The sequence below is a fragment of the Enterocloster alcoholdehydrogenati genome (genome assembly GCF_013282095.1).
Taxonomy (GTDB): domain Bacteria; phylum Bacillota; class Clostridia; order Lachnospirales; family Lachnospiraceae; genus Enterocloster; species Enterocloster alcoholdehydrogenati.
On sequence record NZ_BLTJ01000004.1, the window covers coordinates 194,786 to 216,071 of the forward strand.

The window sequence follows — 21,286 nt, forward strand, 5'->3', positions numbered from 1 at the left end:
AATGTCATTTAGTGAAGCACAGAAGAGGGCCATCCGTCATAAAGACGGACCGGCCCTTGTACTTGCAGGACCCGGTTCGGGAAAGACTACGGTCATTACCAACCGGGTTCGTTATTTAACGGAAAAATACGGTGTTAAACCGGGCAGTATCCTGGTTATCACCTTTACAAGGGCGGCTGCCAGGGAGATGAGGGAGCGGTATGAGCGCATGGCGGATCAGGGAGGCGGCAGAGTTTCCTTTGGCACTTTTCATTCCATATTTTTCCTTATTTTAAAGCTGGCCTATGGCTACCAGGCGGCCAACATTGTAAAAGAGGAGCAGCGCATCCGCTTTATCCGGGAGATGATCGACCGTATGGACTTTGATCTGGAGGATCCGGGAGAGTTTACAGCCTCTGTTTTAAGCGAGATCAGCCTCATTAAGGGAGAACTGATGGATTTGGACCATTATTATCCCAAAAGCTGCTCGGAGGAAGTGTTTAAGGCTCTCTATAAAGGGTATGAGGAACGGATGCAAAGAGAAAAACTCCTGGATTTTGACGATATGCTGTCCATGTGCTACGAACTGTTTAAGGCCCGGCCGGATATCCTTTCGGCCTGGCAGGGCAAGTATCAGTATATCCTGATCGACGAATTTCAGGATATCAACCGGATCCAGTATGAGATTGTGAAAATGCTGGCCCTTCCTCAGAACAATCTTTTTATTGTGGGGGACGATGACCAGTCTATCTACCGTTTTCGAGGTGCCCGGCCGGAGCTTATGCTGGGCTTTGAAAATGACTACCCCAAGGCAGAACGCATCCTTCTTGATACCAATTACCGCTCCGTCTGCACCATCACAGAAAGAGCAGGAAGAGTTATTTCTCATAACACAACCCGTTTTCCCAAGGATATCCGGGCCGCCAGAGGAGAGGGACGGCCAATAGATATACGCCTGTGGCCGGATCCGGTCCACGAGACACTGGCGATCGTTTCCCAGCTGCGGGATTATGTGCAGATGGGAGTTCCTTATGAAGAGATGGCGGTGCTTTACCGCACCAATCAGGGCCCCAGGCTGCTGATTGAGAAACTGATGGAGTATAATATTCCCTTTCATATGCGGGATACAGTTCCAAATCTCTATGAGCACTGGATCTCAAAAAATATATTCGCTTACATAAAAGCGGCCAGAGGCGATGTCAGCCGTGCCAATGTCCTTACCTTCATCAACCGGCCCGCCCGCTATATCAGCCGGGATGCACTGGAGGGAACAAGGGTAAACTGGGAACAGGTCAAGTCATTTTACCAGGATAAGAACTGGATGCTGGACCGGATCGAGCAGCTGGAATACGATCTTTCCATGCTGGCGGATATGCCGCCGGCCGGCGCGGTAAACTATATACGCAAGGCGGTGGGGTATGATGATTATATCAGAGATTACGCCCAGGAGCGGAGGCTGAAGCCGGAGGAACTGTTTGAGGTGCTGGATGCTCTGCAGGAAAGTGCAGGGGGATTTAAAACCTGTGAGGCGTGGTTTGCTCATATGGAGGAGTACAAGGAGGAACTGAAACGTCAGGCCGCAGACCGGGAATCGAAGGGAACCGGCGTCAGCCTGATGACCATGCACAGTTCCAAGGGGCTGGAATTTAAGGTGGTTTACATCCTGGATGCAAATGAGGGAGTTACACCTCACCACAAGGCGGTGCTGGATCCCGATATGGAGGAGGAACGCCGGATGTTCTATGTAGCTATGACCCGCGCCAGGGACCGGCTTCACATTTTCTATGTAAAGGAGCGGTTTCATAAGAAACAGACCGTGTCGCGGTTTGTGGAGGAGACAGGGCTTTTGGAGACTGCTGGAAAAGAGAGAAGGGGATAAATGAAAGACAGAAACGAAAACAGAGGGCTGATACACATTTACTGCGGTGATGGGAAGGGAAAGACCACAGCCGCCATGGGAGCAGCCGTCCGGGCTGCGGGCCGGGGATACCGGGTGCTGATCCTGCGCCTTTTAAAGACGGATGACTCCGGGGAGGTAAAGGCGCTTTCGTCCCTTTGCGGCATCCGGCTGCTCCCCTGTCTGCGTTCCTTTGGGTTTTCCTGGAATATGACGCCGGAACAGAAAAAAGAGGCGGCCGTTTATTACAGCGGACAGCTGGAACTGGCCTGGGAGCTGGCGGCAGGGAAAGGGGGCGAAAAGATGCCTGCGGATCTGCTGATCCTGGATGAGGCAATCGGAGCCTGCAGCCAGGGCTTTATTGAGGAGGACCGGCTTATAGGGCTTTTAAGATCCCGCCCCCGGTCTTTAGAGGTAATCCTCACAGGAAGAAATCCCTCTCAGGCGCTTCTTGATGAGGCGGATTATGTCACCGAGATGGTTATGGTTCGCCACCCTTATGAAAAAGGGATCAAAGCAAGAAAAGGGATTGAATATTAGGGCGAAAATCTCTTGCAATTTTTTCCATCCTCTGGTACATTGTAAGTGGTAAACAGACCCTATCTGAGAAAGGAAACCATTATGGCAGACGAGAAGAATTTAAATGAAGAAGAGGAAATGACCGTTACCCTGACTCTGGATGATGATACAGAGGTAGAGTGCGTGGTTCTCACTATTTTTACAGCCGGCGACCGTGATTATATCGCCCTTCTTCCTATGGAAGGAGAAGATTCTGAGGAAGGTGAGGTATATTTATACCGCTACAGCGAGACGGAGGACGGCACCCCTGTCCTGGATAACATCGAGGATGATGATGAGTACGAGATTGTAGCTGATGCCTTTGACGAGATGCTGGACGATCAGGAGTATGATGAGCTGGTAGGAGAGGATGAGGTAGAGTGAGTTTTCTTCTGCGGCAGTAAAACTTTATAATCACATCAAAAGGAGGCGGTTCCTGTCAGGTATATAAAAGACAGAAACCGTCTCTTTTTGATGCCTTGTATCGGAGCCGGCGGTTTCGTTTTTCCTGTCTGCGGATGATACAGCTGCAAAAGCTGCGGGGATCCGGAATGATTTTTTTCGTCAAAGCATAAGCTTCAGAAAGAGGCGGCCCCAGGATCGATGGGCCCGGAAGGCGGCAGAGGAGATAGAAACGTTGGATGTAGTGGATCAGAAACGGGAAAACCTGTTAAATCTTGCATTGAGCGCCACTCAGGAGGAGCGGCTTAAGTCGGAAAATCTGGAAGTCGGGTACGATCCGGCAGATAAGACCTGGGAGCTGATCCTGCGGTATTCGGGAAATCTGGACCGTCTGCGGGAAATGTCTGCCCGGGGGGTAGAGGTTCGTGAGCTTTTAAATGGCTATGCAGTAGCCCGTGTACCGGAAGGAATGCTGGATGCGGTCAGTAATTTAAGTGAAATCCAATATGTGGAAAAACCTAAGAGGCTGTTCTTTGCCATTCATATGGCACGGGCGGCCTCCTGCCTGTCAGGTATCCAGGAGAGAGCGGGAGCGCGGCAGACAACAGGCCGGCTCCGACTCATCAACGGGCTGGATCAGGGGCTGAGCGGACGTGGCGTAATTGTGGGAATTATTGATTCCGGGATCGATTATTTTCACCCGGATTTCAGAAATGAGGATGGCAGTACCAGGATTTTGTATCTGTGGGATCAGGATCGGGGACAGGTGTATGAGAAAGAGGACATCAATCGGGCGCTGGAGGCCTATGACGGCAGAATTACTGATCAGGAGGAGGCCCCTTTGAATCAGGGAAACCGTACCGCCGCTCTGGCTGTCGTTCCATCTGCAGATTCCAGCGGCCATGGCACGGCGGTGGCGGCCATTGCCGCTGGAAATGGCCGGGAGAGCGGCGGCGTTTACCGGGGAGTGGCTTACGAGAGTGAACTGATCATTGTGAAGCTTGGAACCCCGCCTGCGGGCAGCTTTCCCCATACCACCCAGCTGATGGAAGCCCTGGATTTCGTCATAAAGCAGGCGGCTTCCCTTAACCGTCCGGCCGCGGTCAACTTAAGTTTTGGAAATACCTATGGTTCTCATGACGGCACCAGCCTCTTAGAAACCTTTATGAATGAGGCTGCCAACTACAGCCGGAATGTGATCGTTGCTGGAACGGGAAATGAGGGGGCTGCGGCCGGTCATACCTCCGGTCGGCTGACCGAGGGCCGCTTTGAGGATATCGAACTGTCTGCCGCCCCCTTTGAAACCAGCTTCAGCGTGCAGCTGTGGAAATCCTATGCGGATCAGTTTACCATCACTATCATTGCTCCTGACGGAAGGAGCATTGGCCCTTTGGAGGAACGGCTGGGACCCCAGCGGGCGGAGTACGGCAAAACCCGCATTCTCATCTATTATGGAAAACCCAGCCCATACAGCCGCGCGCAGGAAGTGTTTTTTGATTTTATCCCGCTGGGCGACTACGTAGACAGCGGGATCTGGACGTTCCGTCTGACGCCGGTTCGCCTGGTGACCGGAGTGTACGATTTCTGGCTGCCCTCGGGCCGTATACTGAATCCCTCCACCCGTTTTTTAAGGCCTGTACCGGACACCACCCTTACGATCCCATCTACCGCCGCAGGGATTATTTCCGTGGGAGCCTACAATGATTCTACCCTGGCCTATGCCGATTTTTCCGGCCGCGGTTTCACCCGCCAGACCCGTCAGGTGAAGCCGGATCTGGCAGCCCCTGGTGTGGATATTATCACAGCCAGGGCCCAGGGAGGATACGGAGCCGTTACAGGCACCTCCTTTGCGGCGCCGTTTGTCACCGGAAGCGCTGCCCTTTTGATGCAGTGGGGGATCATAGATGGTCAGGATCCCTTTCTCTACGGAGAAAAGGTAAAAGCATATCTGATACGAGGCGCCCGCCCCCTGCCCGGCCATGCCCTGTGGCCCAATGAGCAGCTGGGATACGGAGCGCTGTGTGTGAGAGACAGTCTGCCTCTGTGAGGCAGTCCCAGTACAATATAGTTTGAAAAAATTTAATTCCCGTCAATCCAGAAGAAGAATTCCTCCCGCCCCTGTGGTACATTGTAAAAGCCGGGAGATGTTTAAAGGCTGTGCAGGCGCACCTTTACAAAACGTCGGCAGAGGAAGAATCCAAAGCGCAGGCGTCCTGCGCCTCTTTGAACTGATTGGCATAAGTGACCGTATTCAGGGTCTTGCGGTATTTGAGAGGCGAGAGTGTGGTATAGTGCTTAAACATCCGTTCAAAATAAGTCAGACTCTCATACCCCAGCAGGTGAGAAATCTCGGAGATGCTCATATCCGTCTCTTCCAGATACCGTTTGGCTTTGCGGATGCGGTGAATATTGGTATATTCACTGACCGTATATCCTGTTACCTCCTTAAAAATCCGGCAGATGTAGGATTTGCTCAGGTAAAAATGTCCGCAGAGTTCATTTAAAGTAACCGGACGTTCGCAGTGCTCCGTCAGATAGTCGGCAATGCTGTATGCGGCCCGGTATTTGGGATCATCCGACTCTATTGGCATCTCCTGATGCCGCTGTCTGGCAAAATCCATAATCTTAAAGAGCCAGGCCAGAATATCCAGATCAATGCCTGTGCGGTAATTGCGGGTGCGATTGGAAAGCCCGTGACGGATGCTTCGGAACAGGCAAAGGATCAGAACCCTCTGTTCTTCGTTAAGATGGTAAATTCCATAGTAGTCATCGAAAAATTGGATGAGATGAAGCGAGGGAAACATGGTCTCATAGGAGTTCATCTTTTCACGGCTGATGTAGAGGATGATCCGGTTATGTCCCGTATCCGAACCGGAAGCAGAACGGGTCATGTGGATCAGATTGGAATTTACAAGGATCAGATCCCCGGCCTTAGCCAGGTATTCCCGGTTATTAAAGAAAAAGATGCGTTCCCCTTCCACGATATAGAAGATTTCATATTGGGTGTGAAAATGCTTCACCCGCATATCAAATTTTCCTGAACGGACCATCTGCTCTAAGGAAATGCCCTCAGTTTCGCCGTAGTAAGTCACTTTTTCCATGGAATCCACACCTTTTTAAAGAGTTTTGGCTGCTCCTTGGGACTCATTTTAGACCATTAGAGACAGCCATTCAAATTATATAACAGGAATGAAAAAAAATCCAGTGCGCTCCTGGAAACTGCGGCGGCGCACTGTGACCACAGGGAGGAAAATATGAAAGGAATCAATAAGGAAGAATTAGAAAAAAAGCTGAATCTGGTCATCGAAAAGCTGATGAATCTGGGCGGGCCGGAGGATGAAAAAGAGCTGGAAGAAGGCGGAGAAAAGATTGGATTTTTCCGCAGGGATTTCGGGATCAGAGAGTGGGACTGGCCCCAGGGAGTAGGGCTTTACGGCCTTTTAAAGATCATGAAGGAGAAAAAAAATCAGGAATACCGGGATTTCTTATACCAGTGGTTTAAAGACAATATCCGTCAGGGGCTTCCTTCTAAAAACATCAACACCACCACACCGCTGCTGACATTAGCAGAACTGAATGAAGATTTTAAGGACCCTGAATTTGAAACGCTCTGCCTCAAATGGGCCGACTGGCTGATGAACTGCCTTCCCAGGACAAAAGAGGGAGGATTCCAGCACGTTACCAGCGCCAACGGAGACCGCCAGGGCGTCCGCCTCAATGAAAATGAAATGTGGATTGATACCCTGTTTATGACCGTTCTCTTCTTAAACCGTATGGGACAGAAATACCGCCGTCAGGATTGGATCGACGAATCTATTCATCAGGTGCTGATGCATATTAAATATCTTTGCGACCGCAGAACCGGCCTGTTTTACCATGGCTGGACCTTCAATGAGAAAAACAATTTCGGGGGTGTTTTCTGGTGCCGCGGCAACAGCTGGTTCACTCTGGGGATCCTGGACTACATTGATATGTTTGAGGGAAGCATGAACGCCGGTTTAAAGACCTTCGTAGTAGATACCTACAAGGCTCAGACCGAGAAACTGAAGGAACTTCAGGATCCAAAGACCGGTCTGTGGCATACGGTGCTTACCGATCCTGACAGCTATGTAGAGACCTCTGGTACGGCGGCAATTGCGGCAGGCATTTTAAAGGGCATCCGGTATGGTATTTTAGATGACTCCTATCTTCCCTGTGCGCAAAAAGCTATCCAGGGCATATTAAATAACATCGACGAGGACGGCACGGTTCTTCAGGTATCCGGCGGCACTGGAATGGGCGCTAATGAGGATCATTACAAAAATATTCTGATTGCTCCCATGGCCTACGGTCAGTCCCTGACTATCCTGGCGCTGGCAGAGGCGCTGAATAGCTGAGAGGGCGTACTTTGAATAATGGCTGTCAATCTACCCCCGATATTCCCGACAGCTCTCCCTGCCTGCAATATAAAACGGAAAGTGAATCTTCATAGGCAGGGTGTGGCCGCCCTCGATCCGGTCGATCAGTGTTTTTGCAGCCATTTTTCCCATTTCCTCAATGGGGATGTGGATGGTGGTCAGCATGGGGGTGAGATACTGGGCGGTATCAATGTCATCAATGCTTATTATAGAGATATCGTCCGGAATCCGAAGGCCGTGCTCTTTGACAGCCCGCATGGCTCCGATGGCGGTCATGTCATTGGAGCAGAACCAAGCGGTTGCATCGCAGTCCCTGTCAAAGAGTACATTGGCTCCGTGGTATCCGCCTTCGGAGGACAGTTTCACATTGCTGATATATCCTTTTAAAACAGGGATACCTGCCTCTTTAAGCGCGCGGCAGTAACCGCCGTACCGCTCCTCTTTGTCTGTTTCGCCGATATAGGCGATTTTTCGGTGCTTCAGTTCGATCAGGCGGTTTACAGCGGTGAAGGCTGCCTGGCCGCCGTCGCAGATGATCTGATCATATTTGGCATCCAGGCTGTTGAGTCCTGCATAGACCACATATTTAAAGTGCTGCTTCAAAAATTTCAGCAGTTCCTTATCACAGCGGCCAAGAACCGCCACGCCGTCTGCCTGATTGTCCTCAATCAGACGAAAGGTACCAGGATGGCGGATGTCAAAGGCAGAAAAAGAATATTTTAAAATATAGCCGTGACGGAAGGCTTCTTTTTCTATACTTCTTGCCAAAGGAGTAAAGAAACTGTCAGCAGCGCCGTCCTCCACCCTGGCAAAGAGACAGGCCAGGGAACGCGACAGAGGCTCCTCCCTGACGGAGGAGCCCTTTTTTAATTCTCTTGCTGTGTGGTTGGGCGTATAGCCTGTGCGCCGCACAATCTCCCAGATCCTGTCCTGCACTTCTTTTCCAGCAGGTGTTCTGGTGCTTTTGTTGATCACTCGTGATACGGTGGAAATGGATACGCCGGCCTCTGCGGCAATCTCTTTAAGCGTCACTGCAGCTCGCCTCCTTTTTATATATCCCAGTATAACGTATCTCAACGCAAAAGGACAGAGAAAAACGCAAAATAAACAAAAATTGCAGAAAAAATAACGCAAACGTTTGTCTAGAAACGAAGTGACATTTTTGTATAATATGATATACTTAATTCATAAAAGATGGGGATAATTTGGCAAAGAACACAAAGAATAATAGCCAAAAATAAAAAACAGGAGGAAAAATTATGGCTTCTGATGAAAAAAGGAAGAAGGATGGTACGGAGCGTGACGCTGTCAGCCGTATCCCAAACTGGGGATGGCTGCTGATCTCCTTTCTGGCAGCCATCCTTCTATGGAAATGGCTGTCGGTAAACGAGACTACGGCCCGCAGCTTTCCCTTTGTGCCGGAGGTTTTAGCGGCTCTTGGAACCATGGTACAAAGGGGAGTGCTGTGGGAGGACTTCAGCAGCAGTATGATCTCCGTGATCCTTGGTTTCGTATTCGGATTCATAACATCGGTTCCCGTGGCATTTCTTATGGCCTGGTACCGGCCTGTGCGTTACATTGTAGAGCCCTGGATTCAGTTCATCCGAAACATTCCGCCTCTGGCTTATGTTCCGCTGGTGGTTATCTCTGCCGGAGTAGGAAGAAGGCCTCAGGTAATCGTAATCTGGATGGCGACCTTCCTTATTATGACCGTGACAATTTATCAGGGAGTCCGCAATGTGGATGAGACGCTGATCAAGGCGGCCAGAGTGCTGGGGGCAAAGGACAGGGATCTGTTTGTAAAGGTGATCTTCCCGGCTACCACGCCCTTTATCATCACAGCGGTCCGCCTGGGCGTATCGGTAGCCCTGACAACACTGATCGCCGCAGAATCCACAGGTGCCTACGCCGGTATGGGTATGCGTATCCGTTCGTTAAACAACAGCTTTGAGGTGGCCCCCATGCTGCTCTACATCATTATCATCGGCGTGATCGGCATTACCAGTGAGAAGATTATCAAATATCTGGAAAGGAGGTTCACCGGATGGCAGGAGACGAGAAACGTGTAAAGGTAAAGATTGATCATGTGGAAAAGATCTATGATGGCCGCAAGGGCCGCATGGTCGCCTTAAACGGCGTGGATCTTGATATCATGGAAAATGAATTTATCTGTGTGGTAGGGCCTTCCGGCTGTGGAAAGTCCACGCTGCTCAACATCATAGCGGGTCTGCTGCAGCCTACATCCGGCGCTGTATATGTGGACGGAAAGAAGGTAGAGGGGACAGGAACTGAGCGCGGCGTGGTATTCCAGCAGTACGCGTTATTCCCCTGGCTGACCGTTCTTAAAAATGTCATGTTCGGCCTGAAATTAAAGGGAATGAAGGATGATGAGGCCAGGGAGCTGGCCATGAAGTACATAAAGATGGTTCAGCTGGAGGAGTTTGTGGATGCCTATCCAAAGGAGCTTTCTGGCGGTATGAAGCAGAGAGTGGCCATCGCAAGAGCGTATGCGGTTCAGCCGGAGGTGCTTTTGATGGATGAACCCTTTGGAGCGCTGGATGCACAGACCAGAACACAGCTTCAGTCAGAGCTTATAAGAACCTGGCAGGAGGAGAAGAAAACCTGTTTCTTTATTACCCATGATGTAGAAGAAGCGGTTATTCTGGCAACCAAGGTTATTATCATGAGCGCAAGGCCGGGACGGATCAAAAAGATTGTGGATATCAATCTTCCATATCCAAGAACTCAGGAGATGAAGATGGAGCTTCCATTTTTGGATCTTAAGACGTATATCTGGGGTGAGGTATACAAGGAATATCTGGAAGTCAGAAAGTAGGAAAGGTACGTGTTTCAAAACTATATAATGTTTAAGGAGGACATTTATTTATGAAAAAACGTTTTTTAGCAGCAGCAATGGCATCTGTAATGGCACTGTCTCTGGCAGCCTGCTCCGACGGCTCCGCTTCCGGTTCTGCGGCGGCTCCCTCTGAGACGGAGAAAACCGCAGAGGCATCAAAGGAAGAGGCTAAGACAGAAGATGCCGGGGAGAGCGGGGCAGAAAAGGAGCCCATTACTCTGAACATTGCATATATGCCTAACTACGGAAGTCTATGGTCTGTTGCGGCGGCTCAGGCCCAGGGGTATATGGAGGAAGAGGGCATTACGCTGAATCTGGCAGAATTTGCAGACGGTCCCACCATTATTGCAGCTATGGAATCCGGCACCATCGATATCGGCTATATCGGCCAGGGCGCCCATAAGCTTTGCGTCAACGGTCAGGCAAAGATCGCTGCGCTGTCCCATATTTCCAATGGAGACGCTCTCATCGGCGGACCGGAAGTAAAGACCATGGAGGATTTAAAGGGCAAGAAAGTGGCTTACTCCTCCGGTACCTCCAGCGAAGATATTTTAAATAACGCACTTTCAAAGGCAGGCATGACCATGAGTGATATCACACCGGTAGACATGGACGCATCCGGTATCGTGACCGCTATGATTTCCGGCGGCGTAGACGCCTGCGCAACCTGGTCTCCCAACAGCTTAAAGATCCTGGAAGAGGTTCCGGAGGCAACCAAGCTGGCAGACAACATGACCTTTAAGGATACTACCGTTTCTCTGGCAAGCTGGATCGTAACTCCAAAGTATGCAGAGGAGAACCAGGATAAGATCCTCCGCTTTACAAGGGCCCTCTTTAAGGGAATGGATTATGCGGCAGATGATCATTATGAGGAGACTGCAAAGGCAGTGGCGGCCATAACAAAGACAGACGAGGCGAGTGTATTTGATCAGAGAGGCGACGCTGACTGGCTGACTGGCAAAGAGGTGGCTGAGGGCGCTGCAGACGGCACAGTAGAGAACTATTACAAGATCCAGCAGGATAATTTCATTGCCGGCGGACAGGTAGAGAAGGAAGTTCCGGTGTCCGATTATGTGATGCTTGAGAATATGATCGAAGCAGGAAAATAGATAAAATCATCGCGGAGAGCGCCCTGGGGGCCGGTATTGGGCGCCGGGCGTTCTCTTTATGCATATCAGGCCGCAGGAGACGAGAAAGGAGCACCCATGAGACATGACTATTACAGCTATACAAAAGAACAGCTGCTGGCAGATCCGAAAATAAAGCTGTTCTGCCTTAAGGATAATGCATCCGTATTTAAGCAGATGGCAGAGGAAATGGCAGAGGAAATAAGGACGCACAATGCAGAGGGGAAGAAAACCGTATTTATCTGTCCCGTAGGCCCCGTGGGTCAGTACCCCTATTTTGTGGATATGGTAAATGAACAGAACATTAGCCTGAAAAATGTCTGGTTTATTAACATGGACGAATATCTGGATGATGAGAAGCACTGGATACCGGCAGAGCATCCCCTAAGCTTTCGGGGGTTTATGAACCGGACGGTGTATGACAGAATCCGTCCGGAGCTTTTGATGCCGCCAGAGCAGAGAGTATTCCCCGATCCCCTTGATACTGGCCGGATCCCAGAGCTGATCGAAGAACTGGGGGGCGTGGATATCGCTTTTGGAGGAATTGGAATCAATGGCCATGTAGCCTTTAATGAGGCTGATCCCTCTCTGACGAATGAGGAATTTCTGGCTCAAAAGACCCGTGTTTTAGAAATTACGCCCCAGACACGGACTGCCAACGCCATTGGGGACTTTAACGGAGCCCTGGAGGATATGCCCCGTTACTGTGTCTCCATCGGCATATATGAGATCGCTCATGCGGGAAAGATCCGTCTGGGCTGTTTCAGAAACTGGCATCGTGCAGTGGTGCGCCGGGCAGCCTACGGCGAACCATCATCCGCTTTTCCGGTCAGTCTGCTTCAGGGCCATCCAGATCTGACGCTCACCTTTACAGACTATGTGGCGGCTCTTTCTGACGGAATATAAGTGTGATATGTACAGGAAAAACAGGCTGTGAAAATGGCCGGAAGGCAGGTTGGCTTATGAAAAATAATGTACTGGTAGTTCACGGAGGCGGCCCTACGGCGGTGCTCAACGCCTCCTTGTATGGTGTGCTTGCACAGGCCAAAGAAAGCGATAGGATCGGCGCAGTATATGGGGCTATCGGAGGCAGTGAAGGGATTTTGAAGGAGCGTTTTTTGGATCTTTTGGAGTTTGCCGGAGACGAAGGCAAGAAGCTTCTTTCTACCCCCGGAACAGCCATCGGCTCTTCCAGATATGCGCTGGAAGAGGAGGATTACAGGGCGATGGAGCCCATTCTGCGAAAATATGGAATCCGTTATGTGCTCTTTAACGGCGGAAACGGCACAATGGATGCCTGCGGAAAGCTGGCTCGCGCCCTGGGAACAGATTCTGATATTAAAGTAGCCGGGATTCCCAAAACCATAGACAATGACATTGGCATAACAGATCATACTCCGGGCTATGGAAGCGCGGCCAGATATATTGCCAGGACAACGGCGGAGGTGGGGGCGGATGTGAGGTCTCTTCCGATTCATGTGTGTATCCTGGAGGCCATGGGGAGAAATGCCGGCTGGATTACAGCCGCTTCTGCCCTGGCAAGGAAAAACAAGGGGGATGCGCCCCACCTGATCTATCTGCCGGAACGCCCTTTTAAGGAAGAAGAATTTTTGGAGGATGTGAAGGAACTGTATGAGAGGCTGGGCGGAGTGGTAGTGGTTGCCAGCGAGGGATTAAAGGATGAGAACGGAACTCCCATCGTTCCTCCTGTTTTCCAGACAGGACGGTCGGTATATTATGGGGATGTGGGAGCGTACCTGGCACAGCTGGTAATCAGAAAGCTTGGGATCAAAGCAAGGAGCGAAAAGCCGGGGATCTGCGGCAGGGCTTCCATCGCCCTTCAGTCCCCTACAGACCGTAAGGAGGCTGTTTTGGCGGGCAGAGAGGCTTTAAAAGCTGCCATGGAGGGGGAAACCGGCATCATGATCGGCTTTGAACGGCAGCCGGGGGAATACTGTATCCGTCCCATACGTATTCCCATCGATCAGGTTATGCTTACAGAGCGCACCATGCCGGAAACGTATATCAATGACCGGGGAAATGATGTGACAGAAGCTTTTGCAGCATGGTGCCGTCCCCTTACGGGAGAGGACGAACCGGACTACATTGATTTTCAGGAGATATACAGGAAAAGAGAAGAGGGAAGAGGATGAAGCATATTTTTTTAAACCTGAAACGTTTTGACATTCCAAAGGAGTACGGCGGTGTCAATGCCATTGCCCCGGTGGAACAGTGGGGCTCCTTCATCGTAAGAAATACTCAGGAGGCGCTGAAGGCCTATAAGGGGAGGGATACAGAATTTGTCATGTTTTTCCCGGAGGCCCATGTGCTGAATGCGGTGGGAGCCCTCTGTGAGGACAGTCCGGTAAAGGTTGGCTGTCAGGGGGTCTTTCGTCAGGATACGGCCATCGGCGGCAACTTCGGCGCATTTACTTCCAGCCGCACGGCCAATGCGGCAAAGGCTCTTGGCTGCAGCTGCGTGCTCATCGGCCATTGCGAGGAGCGGAGGGATAAGGCGGGGATCCTGGAGGCCGGAGGCGGAGATCCATCGGCAGTAAACAGGATCCTAAATCAGGAGATCCGGGAGGCTGTGCGCGCGGGGCTTAACGTTCTTTACTGTATTGGAGAGACGTTTGAAGAGCAGCCCCGGTGGCAGGAGGTTTTAAAGGAGCAGCTGGATGAAGGGCTAAAGGATACGGATCGGACAAAGGTTACCATCGCTTATGAACCAGTATGGGCTATCGGGCCGGGAAAGACGCCTCCGGATTCGGATTATATTGGAAAGATCGGCGCTTTTGTGAAGGAGACGACGGGAGGCATGGACGTAGTTTACGGCGGCGGCTTAAAGCAGGATAATGCGGCCATGGTGGCAGCGGTACCGGATATGGACGGCGGTCTTATCGCCCTGACGAGGTTTTCCGGTGAGATCGGCTTTTATCCCAATGAATATCTGGAGATTGTGAGGCTGTATCTGGACGGCGGAGAGAGGCGGGAAACGAAAGGATCAAAACGGTCTGACTTGTAAGCCGCAGCATCAATAAAAACGGATCTGCGGATCCGGGAAGGAGAACATTTATTATGAAAGTATCATTTGAATACGGGCAGGGGATGGTAGATGCCGTTCTGCCGGACAATACAGACATTTTTATCCCAGGAGAAACGGTGCCGGATCCGCCCTGTATCCCGGAGGATAAGCTGGAGGAGGAAACCTTAAAATCCATCCGCAATCCAATGGGGATGCCGCCGCTGACACAACTGGCTCATAAAGGCTCCAGGGTTGTGATTATTTTCCCGGATATCGTAAAAGGGGGGCTTCAGCCTACGGCACACCGGAAACTCTCCATTAAGCTGATCCTTAAGGAACTGTATTCTGTGGGCGTGGAGAAAAAGGATATCCTGATGATCTGCTCCAACGGCCTTCACCCCAGAAGCACGGAGAAGGAGATACGGGCGATCCTGGGGGAAGAGCTGTTTCATGAGTTCTGGTATACCCATCAGATCATCACTCATGACAGCGAGGATTATGACCATATGGTAGGTCTGGGTACCACAGACCGGGGAGATCCTGTCCTCATGAACAAATATGTATATGACAGCGATGTTGCAATCCTCATTGGACACACCCAGGGAAATCCCTATGGAGGCTATTCCGGCGGCTATAAACATTGTTCTACCGGCATCACCCACTGGCGTTCCATTGCTTCCCACCATGTACCCCAGGTGATGCACCGGAAGGATTTTACACCGGTCAGCGGCCATTCCCTTATGCGCACCAAGTTTGATGAGATTGGCCAGCATATGGAAAAGTGCATGGGAAAGAAGTTTTTCTGCTGTGATGCGGTGCTGGACACCTATTCCAGACAGATCGAGATCAACAGCGGTTACGCAAAGGTAATGCAGCCACATTCCTGGATCACGGCCGATAAGCGGACGTATATCCCCTGGGCAGAGAAGAAGTACGATGTGATGGTCTTCGGCCTTCCCCAGAATTTCCACTACGGCGATGGAATGGGAACCAATCCGGTGATGATGATGCAGGCCATTTCCGCCCAGGTAGTGCGCCATAAGAGAGTGATGAGCGATCACTGCGTGATCATCTGCTCCTCTATCTGCAACGGATACTTCCATGATGAAAGATGGCCTTATATGAGAGAGCTTTACGACCTGTTTCAGAAGGATTACATGAACACGCTGCCGGATCTGAACCGTTACGGCGAGTATTTTGCCACCAATGAAGAATACATCCGCAGGTATCGTTACTGCAATGCCTTTCATCCCTTCCACGGTTTCTCCATGATAAGTTCTGCCCATATTGCGGAAATGAACACAGCGGCCATCTACGTATGCGGCGCTCAGGAACCCGGATACGCAAGAGGGATGGGACTTAAGACAAGAGCCACCATCGAGGAGGCCCTGGAGGATGCCAGAAAGAAGTTTACAGGGCCTGAGCCTAATATTCTGGCTCTGCCAAAGACTTTTAAGCTGGGAGCAGTCCATCTGATGATGAAGGAGGGAGATCCATGTCTTTAATTCCACTGCGGCCTCTTTTGGAGGCTTCCATGAGATACGGCTTCGGCCAGGGCGCGTTTAATGTAAATGCGGCGGCCCAGGCCAAAGCGGCCATTGAGGTCCATGAGATGTTCCGTTCCCCGGCCATTTTACAGGGGGCGGATCTGGCCAACGGCTTTATGGGCGGAAGAACCGACTTTATTCATGCTGCTTTGGAGGATAAAAAGGCCGGCGCCCGCAATATTGCAGCCGTCGTAAAGAAACACGCCGAAAATGCGTCGGTTCCGGTGGTGCTCCATCTGGATCATGGACGCGATTTTGATTCCTGCGTGGCAGCCATTGAGGGCGGATATACCTCGGTTATGATCGACGGCTCATCTCTTCCCTTTGATGAAAATGTGGAACTGACCCGTGAGGTGGTAAAATATGCCCATCCCAGAGGCGTCAGCGTAGAAGGGGAGCTGGGGGTTTTAGCAGGGGTGGAGGATCATGTATTTGCCGCGTCCTCTACCTATACGAATCCCTTGTCTGCCGTAGAGTTTTTCCAGAAAACGGGAGTTGATGCCCTGGCAATTTCCTACGGAACCATGCATGGGGCCTCCAAGGGGAAGAATGTGAAGCTGCGTAAAGAGATTCCGGTGGCGATCCGGGAGTGTATGAATCATCTGGGAATCTTTGGAGCGCTGGTTTCTCATGGTTCTTCTACCGTTCCGAAATATATTGTGGATGAGATCAACGCCCTGGGCGGGGAGCTGGAAGACACCCATGGGATCTTCATTGAAGAGCTGAAGGCCGCCGTCGGCTGCGGCATCAATAAAATCAATGTAGATACCGATATCCGTCTGGCAGTGACCCGGAATATGAAGGAGCTGTTTGCGGCCAGGCCCCAGCTTCGCAGCAGTCCGTCAGTTGGCGGGATCTATGAGCTTTTGGAGACAAAAAAGAATCAGTTTGATCCCAGAGTATTTCTTACGCCGATCATGGATACCGTGATGTACGGAACGGTGAAAGATGAGGATCGGGCAGCCATTGTGGACTGTATTGAACGGGGCGTAAAGGAAGTGGCAGGAATATTGATTGTGGAGTTCGGTTCCTTTGGAAAAGCGCCTCTGGTGGAGCAGGTTTCCCAGGAGGAGATGGCAGAACGCTACCGGAAAGCGGGAATTTAAAGCCAAAAACAGATAAGGCCAGCAAACGGGCCGGCGGCAGAGAAGAGAGTGTTTCTCTGCCGCCGGTTTTTGCGTCATTTCCCGTAAACTGATTGACGTTTTCAGGCATGAAAGGTATAATTAAATAAGATTTGGAAAATTTCGACAACATTTACAGCCCGGACAGGAGACAAGTGATGATCGCATTAAAGGCCGAGGATGTTAAGTCCTTTACTTCCAGACTCTTTGTGAAAGAGGATTTTGACTCATTCTGGGTTAAGGAAGTAAATATCGTTACATATAACAGCTTTACCATGGATGGGCATACCAGACAGGGGTATTATACAGAGGAAGAGCGGGAGGAGCAGAAGATCGGGGAGTTTTCTTCCTGGAAAAAGCTGCGTCCTTTTTGTTTTTCATTGATTAAGGGGAAAAAGCTGCCGGAAAGCTTTAAGATCGTGCTGCAGCTTCCGCCGGAAAACACAGAGCGTTTTGCGGCCAGCAGCGGAGCGGGGATTGAGGGAGACCAGATACAGGGACTTTATCTGAATATCCGGTATGAAGAAGGGGAATTATACTGTATTACAGGGACCGCGCTGAAGTTTTTCACCATGGATAAGACGCTGGATACACAGTGGGATCAGGCGGTGAGAGACTTTTTCCGCTCTCATCAGATTCCATGCACTGAGGCAGCAGACCGGTAGGAAACAGAGCGGATAAGGGATCGGCTTTAAGACGCAGGAAGGGGAGCATTATGGATAAAACGAAATGGACGAAGAAACTGGAGGAACTGATGGCTCAGGCAGAGACCAACGGAGGCCGGCTGGAGATGACGCAGGTGCTGGACTGCTTTGCCCAGGATGCGGTAACGCCTGAGGAGATGGAGGAGGTTTACGCCAGACTGGAAAAGCGGGGAATTCAGATTCTTTCGGATGAGGGCGCAGAGACTCCGGGAGATGAGGGACTGCTTTTGGAGGATGAGGATGATTCAGATGAGGCAGTATCTGACCTGATTGGCAGCAGATACCGCTGGAATCGTGATTCCTCTGAAGATGAGGACGAGGACTTTTCTCCTTCTTCCGACGAGGGTGAGGACGAGGAAAATGCGCTGCATGAGCAGCTTCTGGAAGGCGTTGCCAGTACAGACCCCATCCGGGAGTATTTAAAAGAGATCGGTTCCATTCCCCTGCTGACGCAGGAACAGGAGCAGGAGCTGGCAAAACGAAAGGCAGAGGGGGATACTCTTGCAGGACAGAAACTGGTGGAAGCCAATCTGCGGCTGGTAGTCAGTATTGCAAAACGGTATACGGGACGGGGCATGAGCTTTTTGGATCTGGTTCAGGAGGGTAATATCGGCCTTATGAAGGCAGTGGAGAAGTTTGACTACGCAAAGGGCTATCGTCTGAGTACCTATGCTACCTGGTGGGTTAAGCAGTCGGTCACCCGCGCCCTGGCTGACCAGTCCCGCACCATCCGGCTTCCGGTTCATATGGTAGAGGCAGTGAACCGGGTGCGCAGAGCCCAGCGGGCGCTGGCTGTGCGTCTGGGCAGAGAGCCTTCCAATGAGGAGATTGGAAAAGAAGTGGGAATGTCGGAAAAGAGAGTCACAGAACTGATGCAGTCCTCCGGCGATACTGTATCCCTGGAAACGCCCGTAGGGGATGAGGACGGTTCTAATCTGGGAGACTTTGTAGCCGATGATGCCAACGCATCCACCGAGGAAAAGGCAGAAAGCGTATTTTTAAGGGAAGAGATTGATCAGATGCTTCAGGGATTAAACCCAAGGGAGCGGGAGGTGATCGTTCTTCGTTTCGGTCTGGAAACGGGTCATCCCATGACATTAGAGGAGGTGGGAAAGCGCTTTAAGGTCACTCGCGAGCGCATCCGCCAGATCGAGACTGCGGCGCTGAGAAAACTGAGAAATCCTTCCAGAAGCAGGAAGATACGGGATTTTCTGCCGTAGGCGGAAACCAGCCTGCTCTTTAACAAAATATGAGGCCCGAAAAAAGGGATACAGCTCCTTTTTTCGGGCCGGATCTGTTTTTACAGGAGGATCTGTTTTGAGCCATATACCGATTCTGCCTGATCCCGGCCGGTCATTCACGATGCTTGCTAGCACTCGATTAAAATGAGTGCTAATTTTTTGTTGACATTTCACCTAACTGGTACTACAATGGTATCTGTGAGCGGACAGCAGAAGGAAAAACAGGCTGCTGCCCCTGAAAAATATTTGCAGACAGTGGAACAGAACCGGAGAAAATTCCGAGGTTCCAAATGATATGATTTTAAGAAAAATTCAGAAGAAAGAGGCGCATATTATGGCAAAGAAAGGCAGTTTATCCATTACCAGCGAGAATATTTTCCCGGTGATCAAGAAGTGGCTTTATTCCGATCACGATATTTTTTACCGCGAGCTTATCAGCAATGGCTGCGATGCGATCACAAAGCTTAAAAAGCTGGAGTTAATGGGAGAGTATGAGAAACCGGAAGAGGTAGAATACAAGATCCAGGTCAGTGTAAATCCAAATGAAAAGACCATTACCATTAAGGACAACGGCCTTGGCATGACAGAGGAAGAGATCGACAAGTACATCAACCAGATCGCGTTTTCCGGTGTTCAGGACTTTATGGCGAAGTACAAGGATAAGGCAAATGAGGATCAGATCATCGGACATTTCGGTCTGGGATTTTATTCCGCGTTTATGGTGGCTGACAAGGTTACCATTGACTCTCTGTCTTACCAGAAGGACGCGAAAGCCATCCACTGGGAGTCCGAGGGCGGTATCAATTTTGAAATGACAGAGGGCGAGAAGACAGAGGTGGGTACCACCATCGTTTTGTACCTTAATGAGGACAGCACTGAGTTCTCCAATGAGTACCGTGCAAGAGAGGTCATTGAGAAATACTGCGCGTTCATGCCTGTAAGCATTTTCCTGGAAAATGAAACGGCAGAGCCTCAGTATGATACCATTGAGAAGGATGAACTGACAGATAAGGACAAGGTAATTGAGACGGTTATCGAGCCTGCAAAGACCGAGGAAAAGGAGAATGAGGACGGAACCAAGGAGACAGTGGAGATCGAGCCTTCCAGAGAAAAGTATAAGATCTTACGGCGTCCGGTGGCGTTAAACGATACTAACCCTCTGTGGAATAAGCACCCCAATGAGTGCACGGAGGATGAGTATAAGGATTTCTACCGCAAGGTGTTCAGAGATTATAAGGAGCCTTTATTCTGGATCCATCTGAATATGGATTACCCGTTCAACTTAAAGGGTATTCTGTACTTCCCCAAGATCAACATGGAATATGAGAGCATTGAGGGGACCATCAAGCTGTACAATAACCAGGTATTTATCGCAGACAACATTAAAGAAGTGATCCCTGAGTTTTTGATGCTTTTAAAGGGTGTGATCGACTGCCCGGATCTGCCTCTGAACGTATCCAGAAGCGCTCTGCAGAATGACGGCTTTGTAAAGAAGATTTCTGATTATATTACAAAGAAAGTGGCTGACAAGCTGTCCGGTATGTGCAAGACAGACCGTGAAAACTATGAGAAATACTGGGACGATATCGCTCCCTTCATCAAGTTCGGCTATATTAAGGATGAAAAGTTTGCAGAGAAGATGGGCGACTATATCCTGTATAAGAATCTGAACGGAACGTATCTGACCTTACAGGATTGTCTGGATGAGAATAAGGAAAAGCATGAAAATACCATTTTCTATGTGACCAATGAGAAGGAGCAGAGCCAGTATATCAATCTCTTTAAGGAAGAGGGCATTGACGCTGTGATCATGCCGGCTGCGATTGATAATCCATTTATCAGCCATGTGGAGCAGAAAAAAGAGGGCGTGAAGTTCTTACGGATCGATACAGATCTGAACGCTTCCTTTAAGGAAGAGGTGAAGGAGGATGACGAGGCGTTTAAGAAGTCCTCTGAGGAGCTGACTGAGTTATTTAAGAAGGCTTTAAACAACGATAAGATGGATATCCGGGTGGAGAAGATGAAGAATACAGGCATCGCCTCCATGATCACTGTATCCGAGGAAACAAGAAGAATGCAGGATATGATGAAGATGTACAATATGGGCGGCATGGATATGAGTATGTTCGGCGGAGCCGGTGAGACTCTGGTACTCAATGCAAACCATCCTCTGGTAAAGTTTGTTCTGGAACATAAGGACGGTGCAAACACGGAAAAGATCTGTGAGCAGCTTTACGATCTTGCAAGTCTGGCTCATGGAGCGCTCTCTCCTGAGAGAATGACAAAATTTGTCAGCCGCAGCAATGAAATTATGATGATTATGGCTGGACAGAAGGTAGAATAAAGAGTAGAATAAAACTACGGCAGAGGCTGTGAGCGACTCTGCAGGGGAAGCCGGTGCGGTAAGGGACTGCATCGGCTTTTTGCT

General features: G+C 50.3%; 18 protein-coding genes. 16 read left to right on the forward strand and 2 right to left on the reverse strand.

Features of this window, described 5'->3' with window-relative positions; genetic code table 11:
* Position 1: 1 nt before the first annotated feature.
* From HW447_RS06475 to HW447_RS06490, 4 genes are all read left to right on the forward strand, one after another.
* Entirely contained in the window at positions 2-1,858 is a 1,857-nt protein-coding gene (locus HW447_RS06475) for an ATP-dependent helicase (protein WP_176254497.1), read from the forward strand.
* On the forward strand, positions 1,859-2,416 hold the full coding sequence (locus tag HW447_RS06480; RefSeq protein ID WP_176254498.1) for a cob(I)yrinic acid a,c-diamide adenosyltransferase: 558 nt from the start codon (positions 1,859-1,861) through the stop codon (positions 2,414-2,416). It begins immediately after the preceding gene.
* Positions 2,417-2,497: 81 nt separating this feature from the next.
* Positions 2,498-2,818 (forward strand): DUF1292 domain-containing protein, encoded by a 321-nt coding sequence (locus HW447_RS06485; protein ID WP_176254499.1) that lies wholly within the window; start codon positions 2,498-2,500, stop codon positions 2,816-2,818.
* A gap of 253 nt (positions 2,819-3,071) precedes the next feature.
* Positions 3,072-4,883 (forward strand): S8 family peptidase, encoded by a 1,812-nt coding sequence (locus tag HW447_RS06490; RefSeq protein ID WP_176254500.1) that lies wholly within the window; start codon positions 3,072-3,074, stop codon positions 4,881-4,883.
* A gap of 124 nt (positions 4,884-5,007) precedes the next feature.
* Here the strand turns inward: HW447_RS06490 and HW447_RS06495 are convergent, their stop codons facing one another.
* Complete coding sequence (locus HW447_RS06495) at positions 5,008-5,937, reverse strand: helix-turn-helix transcriptional regulator (protein WP_176254501.1); 930 nt, start codon at positions 5,935-5,937, stop codon at positions 5,008-5,010.
* 153 nt (positions 5,938-6,090) lie between these two features.
* On the opposite strand from HW447_RS06495, the gene HW447_RS06500 reads away from it, so the two are divergent.
* On the forward strand, positions 6,091-7,212 hold the full coding sequence (locus HW447_RS06500) for a glycoside hydrolase family 88/105 protein (protein WP_176254502.1): 1,122 nt from the start codon (positions 6,091-6,093) through the stop codon (positions 7,210-7,212).
* A 30-nt stretch (positions 7,213-7,242) separates the two neighbouring features.
* Here HW447_RS06500 and HW447_RS06505 read toward each other — a convergent pair whose 3' ends face one another.
* Positions 7,243-8,265 carry a LacI family DNA-binding transcriptional regulator gene (locus tag HW447_RS06505; protein ID WP_176254503.1) on the reverse strand — a complete coding sequence of 341 codons (1,023 nt, stop codon included), beginning with the start codon at positions 8,263-8,265 and terminating at the stop codon, positions 7,243-7,245.
* A gap of 227 nt (positions 8,266-8,492) precedes the next feature.
* On the opposite strand from HW447_RS06505, the gene HW447_RS06510 reads away from it, so the two are divergent.
* The 11 genes from HW447_RS06510 (at position 8,493) to htpG (ending at position 21,202) form a co-directional block, all read left to right on the forward strand.
* The gene (locus HW447_RS06510; protein ID WP_176254504.1) at positions 8,493-9,302 is read left to right on the forward strand and encodes an ABC transporter permease; all 810 of its coding nucleotides are present in this window, start codon (positions 8,493-8,495) and stop codon (positions 9,300-9,302) included.
* A complete protein-coding gene (locus HW447_RS06515) occupies positions 9,278-10,069 on the forward strand; it encodes an ABC transporter ATP-binding protein (protein ID WP_176254505.1) in 792 nt (263 codons plus the stop codon). Before HW447_RS06510 ends, HW447_RS06515 begins: the two co-directional genes overlap by 25 nt.
* 50 nt (positions 10,070-10,119) lie before the next feature.
* On the forward strand, positions 10,120-11,199 hold the full coding sequence (locus HW447_RS06520; RefSeq protein ID WP_243176225.1) for an ABC transporter substrate-binding protein: 1,080 nt from the start codon (positions 10,120-10,122) through the stop codon (positions 11,197-11,199).
* Between the two features lie 96 nt (positions 11,200-11,295).
* The gene (locus HW447_RS06525) at positions 11,296-12,123 is read left to right on the forward strand and encodes a sugar phosphate isomerase family (protein ID WP_176254506.1); all 828 of its coding nucleotides are present in this window, start codon (positions 11,296-11,298) and stop codon (positions 12,121-12,123) included.
* Positions 12,124-12,179: 56 nt separating this feature from the next.
* On the forward strand, positions 12,180-13,370 hold the full coding sequence (locus tag HW447_RS06530) for a diphosphate--fructose-6-phosphate 1-phosphotransferase (protein WP_176254507.1): 1,191 nt from the start codon (positions 12,180-12,182) through the stop codon (positions 13,368-13,370).
* Positions 13,367-14,242 (forward strand): triose-phosphate isomerase, encoded by an 876-nt coding sequence (locus HW447_RS06535; RefSeq protein ID WP_176254508.1) that lies wholly within the window; start codon positions 13,367-13,369, stop codon positions 14,240-14,242. Before HW447_RS06530 ends, HW447_RS06535 begins: the two co-directional genes overlap by 4 nt.
* A 53-nt stretch (positions 14,243-14,295) precedes the next feature.
* On the forward strand, positions 14,296-15,747 hold the full coding sequence (locus HW447_RS06540) for a lactate racemase domain-containing protein (RefSeq protein ID WP_176254509.1): 1,452 nt from the start codon (positions 14,296-14,298) through the stop codon (positions 15,745-15,747).
* Positions 15,738-16,895, forward strand: coding sequence for a class II fructose-bisphosphate aldolase (locus HW447_RS06545; protein WP_176254510.1), 1,158 nt, complete (start codon positions 15,738-15,740; stop codon positions 16,893-16,895). The genes HW447_RS06540 and HW447_RS06545 overlap by 10 nt, the downstream gene beginning before the upstream one ends.
* 176 nt (positions 16,896-17,071) lie before the next feature.
* Complete coding sequence (locus tag HW447_RS06550; RefSeq protein ID WP_176254511.1) at positions 17,072-17,578, forward strand: DUF5721 family protein; 507 nt, start codon at positions 17,072-17,074, stop codon at positions 17,576-17,578.
* Positions 17,579-17,628: 50 nt separating this feature from the next.
* Positions 17,629-18,837: a sigma-70 family RNA polymerase sigma factor gene (locus tag HW447_RS06555; protein ID WP_176254512.1), complete on the forward strand. Its 1,209-nt coding sequence runs from the start codon at positions 17,629-17,631 to the stop codon at positions 18,835-18,837.
* Positions 18,838-19,192: 355 nt separating this feature from the next.
* Entirely contained in the window at positions 19,193-21,202 is a 2,010-nt protein-coding gene (gene htpG / locus HW447_RS06560; protein ID WP_176254513.1) for a molecular chaperone HtpG, read from the forward strand.
* Positions 21,203-21,286: the final 84 nt, after the last annotated feature.